5 protein-coding genes and 1 pseudogene are annotated in these 6,731 nt (G+C 60.4%); 4 read left to right on the top strand and 2 right to left on the bottom strand.

The features are described from left to right. The 4 genes and pseudogenes from GSQ92_RS30160 to GSQ92_RS11395 all read left to right on the top strand — a co-directional run. Positions 1 to 188, top strand: a pseudogene (locus tag GSQ92_RS30160) (IS481 family transposase); the annotation flags it as partial. Between the two features lie 466 nt (positions 189 to 654). After that, positions 655 to 870 (top strand): hypothetical protein, encoded by a 216-nt coding sequence (locus GSQ92_RS11385; RefSeq protein WP_159013460.1) that lies wholly within the window; start codon positions 655 to 657, stop codon positions 868 to 870. A gap of 580 nt (positions 871 to 1,450) precedes the next feature. Beyond that, positions 1,451 to 1,669: a LuxR C-terminal-related transcriptional regulator gene (locus GSQ92_RS11390; RefSeq protein WP_216856807.1), complete on the top strand. Its 219-nt coding sequence runs from the start codon at positions 1,451 to 1,453 to the stop codon at positions 1,667 to 1,669. A gap of 528 nt (positions 1,670 to 2,197) precedes the next feature. After that, positions 2,198 to 3,139, top strand: coding sequence for a replication protein RepA (locus GSQ92_RS11395; protein WP_158806125.1), 942 nt, complete (start codon positions 2,198 to 2,200; stop codon positions 3,137 to 3,139). 82 nt (positions 3,140 to 3,221) lie between these two features. On the opposite strand, the gene repB is transcribed toward GSQ92_RS11395, so the two are convergent. Together repB and repA are read right to left on the bottom strand one after the other, a co-directional pair. Beyond that, a complete protein-coding gene (repB, locus tag GSQ92_RS11400) occupies positions 3,222 to 4,307 on the bottom strand; it encodes a plasmid partitioning protein RepB (RefSeq protein WP_159013461.1) in 1,086 nt (361 codons plus the stop codon). Further along, on the bottom strand, positions 4,307 to 5,536 hold the full coding sequence (gene repA, locus GSQ92_RS11405; protein ID WP_159013462.1) for a plasmid partitioning protein RepA: 1,230 nt from the start codon (positions 5,534 to 5,536) through the stop codon (positions 4,307 to 4,309). The genes repB and repA overlap by 1 nt, the downstream gene beginning before the upstream one ends. Positions 5,537 to 6,731: the final 1,195 nt, after the last annotated feature.

Genomic DNA, 6,731 nt, shown 5'->3' on the forward strand with positions numbered 1-6,731 from the left:
ACCATTCCGACGACCACGAGCAGCTTCGTCGCCATCTCGAGCAGTTCGTCAGCGCCTACAACTTCGGCCGCCGACTGACGACGCTCAACGGTCTCACACCATACGAATTTGTCTGCCGAACCTGGCAAAACGAGCCAGAGCGGTTCGCCTCAAACCCGCTCCACCAAATGCCGGGACTAAACACCTAGTGTCTTGGATTGAACGCCGCGTGCGGGCCGGGTGGCGGCTCCGGCGCACGAGCAACAGCTACCACTTCCGCCTGCTGAAACGCCGGTCGCGCAGGCCATGCGTCTACCGCGCCGCCGAATTCCATCCACTGTCGGACTCAGGGTCTGCGTAGAGGAAAGTAAGCTTAAGAAAGTGGCCCTAAGACAGCTGCTGGCAGAAGCAGCGCGGCTGCCAAACCTCCTGGGAGCACGTCGGGCAACGATCGAGCAGCATGACCTAACATCGCAAGACAGGTTGCTCAGGAAATGAAAAGCGCTTGCGTGCGGCAACCGGCACTCGAAGCTTCGTTGGAATTAGAGAGATCGTGGAGTTGTGGACCAAGCAGTCGGCAGCCCTAACGGCCGATCGCAGATGGCGCACCTCTCCAACTTGGGACTTCACAGAGTAGAATGTTCATGGTCTGTTCCCTCCGCAATAGGAGCTCTCATGGACAACCAAGCCAGGCTGATCACCTCAGACCTTTACCTGCCCGATGAAACAGAGCTCCAGAGGGTCATTCGGATGGGGGTCGAAAGCGTCGGCCGGCGTTCGGTCCATCCGGCCGACAGGATCGCGGCGATCCGTGTGGCGGCAGAGGTCATGCGCGCTCTCCAAAGAGCGAACTACATTATCCTGCACAGCCCTCCCGCCGAAGGCAGGTGATCAGGCTCAGTTTGCGATAGCGGCCAGTGCACCCACCCGCCTTCCATCTCTCGCATCATCTCTCCGACTGGCCGGAGTGCTTCATCGAGCTTCGCTGCCCGACCCGTCGGCGATGACCATAGCACCTGCCAAACTCCTCATGCAGCAGCATTGACACCGTCATCTGCCGTACGGGGGATGACAGCCAAAAAACATCGCCCGCGGTCAACGGCGAAGGCTGGTCAGTCTGGGACTTCCGGAGTTATGAATATTGGCGCAAGTCAGGTTATTTGCGACCCACATCTTCTCAGGCAGGCTCACAATGATAATCCAACGGCGCTAAGTAAGCACAAAATGAATGGGCGGTTTTAGTAAGAGGTCACCGATGCAGCAACAACTCTCGGATGTGATCGGTGCTATCTATGACAGTGTTGCGCACGATGACTTGTGCCTAACGCGCTTAGTCTTGTCGGAAGCCAGGTGGATGGCCACCCGTGTCCGATCGCATCGAGAACGCGGCCGCGGCGGCCATTTTCATCGCCGCCGCGGGTACCGTCGTACAGACCGCGATCGAGGCTATCGCCGCCTGTTTGGGCTGACGATGACCGAGAAGCGCATCGCCGGTTACATTTCGGATGGCCTGACCCGGCATGAAATCGCCCAAGCGCAGGGTGTAACCGAAGGCACGGTCAAGTCGCAGATGGCCGCGATCTTCGACAAGACCGGAGCTGGAGGCCAACGCGGTCTGCAAAGCCTGATGAAGGAGCTCACGCCCGCTGTTAGGCGTGCATCAAGCCCTCCGCGCTCGACGGGGGTGTAGCGCGGTGCCAGGTCATCAAAGCTGATTGGCCAACTGGCAAAGTCATCTGCAATGAATCGGAGGCTCGCGCCGTCCCAAAGATTTTGCAGCCCGCCCATCGCGAAGACCTGATATTGCGGAAAGCCAGCGGGAGAACGGCAGAGCCGACGCGTCGTCGTTGGGGCAAATAGCGCGCTTCCGAAGCTGACCGTATGTCACCATCTCGAAAGGGAAGAGCGCACATGATGGAGTCGACAAATGCCCCCGGCTTCGCATCGCTCAACCGAGTCGTGCATTCGCCACACCGCCCAGCCGTGGACTTTACTGGGGAGCGTCCACACTGGCGGCGTGGACTTTACTGGGAGACCGCGTGGACTCTCCTGGGAAGCCACCGAATGGACTCCCATTATGAATCAAGCCGATAGCCGGAGATATCCCGCGGACTTTACTGGGGACAGTACAAGTATCTTAGAACAATTATTTCTTCCAATAGCTTGTCCCAGTAAAGTCCACGGTGACAGGACGATCGCTATCGGACAGGTTGCAGGCATGGGAAAAGTTCACGATCTCCTGGAACTTAAAGGAAAGCAGGGCGCCCTGCTGGCCGACTTCGACCGTATGATAGTGGAAGCCGCCGCTCAATATCTCGGAGATGACGAGAACAGCATTGGGTTTCTCTATTCCGGATGGTGCCAAGCCGCCCTGCCCCACCGCAAGCTTCCAAACGAATCAGGCTGGCAAATCGAGAGCGAGCGCATGGCGCTGGTCGTCGAGCCAGGCATGCGCCCTACCTCCAGCGGCAAGCCAGAGCCTGTCGGTGTCCCCTATGGCAGCCGCGCACGGCTGATCATGATCTATCTACAGAGCGAAGCAATCCGCACACAGTCTCGCGAGATCCTGCTTGGTCGCTCGCTGCGAGAGTGGCTCGCGAAAATGGGCATTCCAGTGGGCGGCAAGAGCCTCAAGGACGTTCGTGACCAGTGTGAACGCATCAGCCGTTGCAGACTGAGCCTCACGGTGAGGCACGGCAGCCGGGTCGGCATGACCAACCAAAACGTGGTCGATACCGCCATGTTCGTGGATACAGATCAGCCAGGCCAGGGCAGCCTTTTTGTTGAGACCGCGCGACTATCGGAAGGTTTCTACAATCAGCTACGCCGCCATCCTGTGCCGCTGCAGGACGCTGCGATCCGCGCTATTGCCAATAATTCTATGGCCTTGGATGTCTATGCCTGGCTAGCCTACCGGCTACATTCGCTGGATAGGCCGCGGCCGATTTCCTGGACCGCTGTGAAAGCGCAGTTCGGCGCCGGCTATGCCCGGATGGACCATTTCAAGATCAATTTCCGCCCTACCCTCGCCCTTGCCCTGGCGGTCTATCCAGATGCGCGCGTGGATGAGGATGATCGAGGCGCCGGGCTGGTGCTGCATCCCTCGAAACCGCCGGTGCCGAACCGGCTGGTCGCCATCAGCACTCGGCAATCCCAGTAAAGTCCACGAGTCGCCTAGCGGCGCGTTTCCTGCTCGGACCCTGCAGAGTCCACAGGTCCCCGAGTCCCAGTAAAGTCCACGGCTAGCGGACGAGCGAATGATGGATCGGCGGCGGCTTGGCGGAGGTATCGGCCTTGGCGGCATATTCGGCGTAGAGCCGCGCCAGTCGAGCCATGATGAACTCGCCGAAATCAGGAGCTACGGTTTTGTCGATCGTCAGCGTGAAAGTGTCGGACTCCATAATAATTTTCGCGACGCGCTCTCCCCCCTTGGGAGCCCAATAGCGGGCCGTGCGTTGCCTCGGACGGTTTGCCGCGACAGGCCGGTCACCAGTGTCGAGCCGTGCCGCCGGTAGCGGCTGTGTCAGCATCTGGTGCAGCATGGCGAACCGCTCATCCGAATTGGCGGAGCCGAACACAGTATCGGCCAGCAGGGCATCCATCGCGACGGCTTTGCTCTCTGACCAACCCTGAACGATGTCGAGCCAGCGATCCCTCCCTGCGCTCGGCGCCGGTCCGACAGCCGCGATGAGCTTGGCTGGTAGCGCATTCACGACCGAGATCATGCGCGACAGAACCGTCTTGTCGACGCTCAACGCCGTCATGATCGTGGGCCGATCGTAGCCGGCTTCCTCGAGAGCCTGGGCGAATCGGCTGCGCTCGATAAAAGACAGGTCGGCGCGGGCGCTGTTCTCCTGGCCTTGCGCGATTACCAACTCGCGGTCGGTGAGCGGCTTGACGATACAGCGCACGTTGCGGCCGAGCTCCGACGCCACTCGCAACCGGCGATGCCCGAAGGCCACCTGGTAGCGGCCCTCCGCCGTGGGATGCGGGCGAACGAGGATCGGGGAAGCCTGACCCTCCGCCTCGATCGCCGCGCGAAGAAGGCGATAGCTCTCGTCATCCGATTGCATGCGGTCGGTGATGAACGACCGGTCAATGGCCTTGGTGTCGAGTTCCGTTATGGTTTCGCCAGCCGCGAGCCGTGCTTCGAGGTCTCGGGCGGCGTCGGCGCGCACGGCGAGGGCGTCGATGGTACGCGTCACGGCTCCGAAAGCACCGCGGCCGGAGAAGGCGAGGGGGGGTGCCTTTGTGGCGGCCACCTCGTCAGAGTTGACAGCCGTCAACTTTTTCTCCGTCAGGCCCGTCAGCAGGTTTTTTCTGGCCATCAGCGTCGTCCCCATGCCGCGTGGATAAGCTGCTCGATCTCACCATTGACCGCATCGAGGCACTCCATCGCCCGGTCATAGGTCGAGGGTGTGAACTGCCGGCGCTCCACCTCATAGAGCGTCTGCTTGGTGATGCCGGCATCCGAGATGGCGACGCTTTTGACCATCGGATTGATGAGCACGTGCTGGCCGAACAGCGACCGCAGGAAGCTCACCATCTGGGTCTGTGGCCCATCCGAGGGCTCATATCGCGTGATAAGATATCGCAGCCAGTCGTAACCCATGTTTCCACCAGCATTTTTTAGGTGGCCGAGCACGTCCCCCATCATGAGGAGGAACTGGCACATCGACATGACATCCAGCATCTGCGGGTGAACAGTGACCAGAAGTGCCGTCGCGGTGCAGAGCGCCGACATGGTAAGGTAGCCGAGCTGCGGCGGGCAATCGATGATGACGACGTCGTAGTCGCCCGAGACCTCCGCCAGGGCTTCCTCGGTGCGAGCGAAGAAGAGGCGATCCTGGGTAACACCCCCTCGCATCGCGAGAATGCGAGGGGTATCGTATTCGAACTCCATGAGCTCGATATTGGCCGGCACGATGTCGAGGCCAGGGAAGTTCGTTTTCTGGATGACTTCCCGAAGCGGCCGACGCTGCTCGTCGTAACGTATTGCCGCATATAGGGTTTCGTTAGCGCCGACATCGAATTCCGGCTGAAAACCATGCAAAGACGAGAGGCTGGCCTGGGGGTCGAGATCGACGGCGAGAACGCGGTGGCCGCGCAGCGCCAGATGTTGGGCGAGGTGCGCGGCCGTGGTGGTTTTTCCGCTGCCGCCCTTGAAATTGACGACAGCGATGACCTGCAAAGGCTCCTCGCCGCGACGGCAGGGCAGGTAGCGCTTACTCGACCGGCCACTCGCGTCGAGGTAGCGGCGCAGGTCCTGAAGCTGTTCTGCTGTATAGGACCTGCGCCCGCTGGGGGTGACGAGTGGGGAGGGGCCTTTGCCATCCAGTGCCAGGTTGCGCAGATAGCCGCTGTTCACTCCCAGGAGCTTGGCCGCCTCGCTGGCCTGGAACGCTCGCAGAGTTTTTTCAGCAGTGGGCGGAAAGAGTTCCAAGCGATGGGCCTGTAGCTTTTCAGACAAGTCGCGAGCATGCGCGCTGATTACGGCATCGATATCGGCCGCTACCGCCGATTGTGGGAAAGGCGGTACCTTGGCGGGTGATTTCATGGCCGGAGCTCGCACATGCGATTCACGCTCGATAGTTGATATAAATCGCATTAACGGTTACTTTGGGTGGTTGCAACGAATGTTTGCCTCTATCGACGATATGGAGTTGACGGCTGGCAATTAGTCTCAGTTCGGACCTAGTGTGGTCAGAGGGGCCAGATAACTTGCGATCGACTTGCCAAGCTGCGCTGTTCGCTATCAGGGGAGGCAATAACTGCGGAGGCAGACTGTGCTTCCGCTTTCGCCAGCTTTGAGCGACCATGAGAAGGTGCCGCCGACCCAGTAAAATCTTTGAGACAGAGGGTTAGGCGACGCCTAGCTTGGGTCGGATAGACGCGAGGGCCGGATGAGAGATGTGGCGACGGTTGGGGAGGGGGGCAGGGTGCAGTCCTGGAGAGTGTTCGCGCTGAGACCCGGCTGAACGCTAGAGGCCGAGAGAGACGCAGACCACCTTGCAGCGGCCTCATCTTTCGAGATCTTGTCGAGCCGCTGTTTGCAGGTTGTCGTGATCTGGTTGGCCATCGCCTTGTGGCGCTCGCCGGCGACGGAGATACAAGCCTCTGCCGGGGAGAGGCGGCTGACTTGGTTGGAGATTGGTACCAGGTATATCCTGTCGGGGGTCTCTTGGCCGTATCGTTGCTCAGTATAACCGCGGGACGGGTCTGCTCGACCTCGGCGTGGACCAATGGGTCGAGGGATATCAGTCAGATCTCGCCGCGGCGGGGGGTGCAGTCAGTCGCCATGGCGGCCGGGCTGAGTGGCAACGTCGGCGTGCAGTGCACCGCTCCCGGCTTCAGCACCAGCTTCGCGGGCCTAGTCAGCTGCCATTGCGGCATAGCCGTGGCAGAGGTCTTGACCGACAACGTGTGGGCGGGCGAGGTCGTTGACGAAGCGGCCGATGCGGCGACGTCCCATAGCCTTCGGCATCCACAGTAATGGTGGGTTTCTTTGCCAAAAGCGATCTCCTATTCGTATTGCTATACGCTCAAGCTTGTAAATTGATGGTTTTGTGCACTGTGAGGCACGGTAACGCTCTATTACCGTGCCTGTCCGCGTGAAAAGAAGAAGTTGCCACAGTCGCCGGATGGACTCAGACTGAGCAGAACGTCGGCGGCGGCGCGGGCAAGTGTGGCGGAGGGTTTTGGGGCAGCATGGCGGCTGAGGTGAGCATCGCGGTTCTGCCGCCGGACGTGGA

This window comes from Acidisoma sp. S159 (genome assembly GCF_009766125.1).
Lineage (GTDB): Bacteria > Pseudomonadota > Alphaproteobacteria > Acetobacterales > Acetobacteraceae > Acidisoma.